At 58.2% G+C, this 3,257-nt stretch carries 3 protein-coding genes and 1 pseudogene; all 4 read right to left on the minus strand.

Annotated features, from left to right (window positions below; all coding sequences use genetic code 11):
* Nucleotides 1-591 (minus strand): annotated as a pseudogene (locus L691_RS0118125) (aminopeptidase); the annotation flags it as partial.
* 13 nt (nucleotides 592-604) lie between these two features.
* A complete protein-coding gene (locus L691_RS0118130; protein WP_025691829.1) occupies nucleotides 605-1,303 on the minus strand; it encodes an AroM family protein in 699 nt (232 codons plus the stop codon).
* On the minus strand, nucleotides 1,303-2,250 hold the full coding sequence (locus tag L691_RS0118135) for a DUF1177 domain-containing protein (protein WP_025691830.1): 948 nt from the start codon (nucleotides 2,248-2,250) through the stop codon (nucleotides 1,303-1,305). The genes L691_RS0118130 and L691_RS0118135 overlap by 1 nt, the downstream gene beginning before the upstream one ends.
* A 334-nt stretch (nucleotides 2,251-2,584) precedes the next feature.
* The coding region (locus tag L691_RS0118140) for an AAA family ATPase (protein WP_025691831.1) at nucleotides 2,585-3,257 on the minus strand (673 nt) is incomplete at its 5' end.

The raw sequence follows: 3,257 nt of genomic DNA on the forward strand, positions 1-3,257 counted from the left end.
CAGAATCGAACCGGCGGCGGTTCCCTCCACCGGCGCGATATACGCCTCGCCCGACGGAAGATTGCCGGATTCGCCCGGCAGCAGATACAGTCCCGTGCTGGGCACACCGTTCCTTCCCTCAATCGAGAAGCTCAGGCTATGCCCCGCCTTTTCAATGCGGACGCTCCGGCTTTCGCTCAGCTTGGCCGTAAGCGTGTCCGTCAAGGCCTTGACCTTCAGGTAATCAGCCGTAATGGCGCCGTTCAGGAACATATCCTCCGTCACGCCGGGCATCGTCGCCACCCGCGCCCCCGCAGCCGCAGCGCGTTTGCGCGCTGCGGTATGGGTAAGCGAATACTCGGTGATGCAGACAACGGCGTCCGCCGCTTCCATTGCCGCAGCAACAGCACCCGGCGGCTCCTCTCCCGACCTTGTCCGCTCGTTCATCACCATCAGCACCGCTTCCGCGCCAAGGGAAGCGCCGGCGGCGCGGACCGCTTCGCCCAGCATTTTTTTGCCATCGTCCACAACGACTAGCAAAGATTCGCCGCCGCGCAGCCCTAAACAATCGGCCAGCATCTTCCGGCTTGCCGCTGCAATTTTATCGTTCATCCCAAGCCATCCTTTATGCCAAAATTTCGGAGACGAGCTTGCTCATCAGCGTGTTGGAGAGAATAACCGGCCGCCCGGAGGCGCGGGCTATGCTCTCCCTGTGCCGCTCCGTATATCCCATGCAATCCAGCAGCAGAACATCCGCTCTGCCTTGAAGGGTCCTTGCAGCTCTGTTGAAGTCTTCTTCCGCTCCAGTATAGGGCGAGGCGGCAGCGAAGACGGGCCGGAGTCCGTACTCAGCGAATTTGTCCGTCAGGCTGTCTGCCTGCTCTTCCAGCGGACAAATCACGCCAAGACGCCGTCCGCCGGCAAGAGCGGCCACCGCCGGGGTAAGTATCCGGTCCGGTTCGATCAGAAAGGACGAACGGGTCCGCAGGCCGGGAAATACGCCGGTGCAGAGCAGAAGAAACTGGCGGATGCCTTCCGCCTCCATCGCGTCAATCTTCCCTTGAAGGATGGGAAGCACCTTGTCACGGGCCACGACGGCTGCACCGCCATCCGCCAGCCTGGACGTTAGAGCGTAATCCCCCGGGCCAGGCGCAAGCCTATCCTTAATCTCCTCCTCGCTCCATCCGTCGAGCACTCCCGCCTGAATGAGCCTGGCTCTGCCTTCAAGCTGGCGCAGAAGGTAGGGGGCGACATCGTTTCTTGGCGCCTGTCCAATCGTAATCATCCCCAGCGCGGCGGATGCTTCGAATCCCGTGCGTATCATCAGCCGACCTGCGTCCCTTGACCCTGAGTCTGAAGCTTCTTCATGGAACCGTACAGCGCCGTGATGCGGCTGAACTCTTCCGGGTTGTAGAAGCTGCAGATACCGGTCGTCACTTCCTTGGCCGTCTCCACCGCAAAACGAACGGCCGAGGCGATATCGACCTCATGGCTGGCGCCGGTTCCGCATCCCGGGACAACGGACTGCGCCGTAACGGCCACTCCGACCACCGGAGCATCCGTGGCAACCGCCGGTTGAAGAATCGAGTTGATATGATACAGTCCGTTCCCGTAAGGCGTAATGTCCTGAGTCGTTACAGGGAAAGTGACGGGCGGAATGCCCGTGGTCATCTCCATAATACGCAAAAGATCCTCGCTGACGCGAAGAATATAACCTTCCTTCACCGTCGGCGAGATGGCAATGCCTTTATGATTAACGACACGGTTGCCTTTGGTCGTGTCAATGGACAAAATCGCTTCCATCTCCGGCAGGACTTCATAGTGGTTCATCACAAGAATATCGACCGGCGAATCCATAAAATCAACGGGTTCATGCGGCAGCGTAGGGGCATCCGGACAAATATGCGTGGTGATGATTACATCTCCGGGCAGCGAATCTCCTTTAACCTGCATTTCCGCCAGCTTCAAAGCGGACGCGACCGCCGCGACCGCGCCGTCCGCATCAGAGACAATACCAATCCGGCTCGGCCGCGCGCCGATCCCCCCGAGACGGCCCACAATGCCGAATGTCGGGGCGCTGCCTCCCTTGCTTTTGCCATCCGTACCCGGAATCAATATTTTAATAAAATCGGTGCTGCCTTTGTCGCCTTTCACCGTGGTTACGTTAACGGAAACTCCCGGAAAACCGGCGAACAGTCTGCCCACCGCCTCCCCGTTCACAAATGCACTGTCGAGCGCTTCAAGCACAGTCAATGTCTGCATTAATGCCATGAGGGTTCCTCCTATGTTCCTGGTTAATATCCCATTTTTCGTCACCGTTATAGCCGTCGATTTCCATCTGAAAGCAACGGAATAATGAGCTTAACCCATGGTACCGCAGGAGAAAGAACCCGGACAATGTGCCCTCTTACCAAAAGCGAATGGGGTTTCTTGTCCTGTGAGGATAAAATCCGGCGATTTCCTCTTGTTTTGTATCATATCATGTAAAATAATATGCCGCGATTGAATACCCTCTAAATAATTTTTCCCATAAAAAAACAGGGCCTCCCTTTACCTTAAAGGTTGGGAAGTCCCTGTTCGTTTGAGGATATTTTCGAGTCTCGTATTACGCTTTGCCAATCGGCGCGGCTTCCGGCTTCTCAATCACGACCGTCAGTTCTCCATCCGATTCGCCGACCTTCAGTACGGAGCCTTCGCCCGCTTCGCCGGAGATCAGCGCCCGGGCGACCCGGGTCTCCAGGCTGCGCTGGATGAACCGCTTCAGCGGCCGCGCACCATATACGGGGTCGAAGCCCTCCTTCGCGATAAAGCGAACCGCTTCGTCTGTGAGGACAAGGCCGACCTGACGCTCGGCCAGACGCGCCCGCAGGCCGTCCACCAGCTTGCCGACGATCTGCCGGATTTCGTCAAGCGACAGCGGCTTGAACATCACGATGTCGTCCACCCGGTTCAGGAACTCGGGGCGGAAATGGCTGCGCAGCTCGCGCATGACGCGCTCCTTGACCGCAGGAGTGAGATCGCCGTTGTCATCGGTGCCTTGAATCAGATGAGGCGAGCCGATGTTCGACGTCATGATGACAATCGTATTCTTGAAATCGACGATCCGGCCCTGCGAATCGGTCAGGCGGCCATCATCCAGCAGCTGCAGCAGGATGTTGAACACGTCCGGATGGGCTTTTTCCACTTCGTCCAGCAGGACGACCGTGTAAGGCTGGCGCCGCACCGCTTCCGTAAGCTGGCCGCCCTCTTCGTAGCCGACATATCCCGGAGGCGCACCG

The sequence above is a fragment of the Paenibacillus zanthoxyli JH29 genome (assembly GCF_000520715.1).
GTDB lineage: Bacteria > Bacillota > Bacilli > Paenibacillales > Paenibacillaceae > Paenibacillus_AQ > Paenibacillus_AQ zanthoxyli.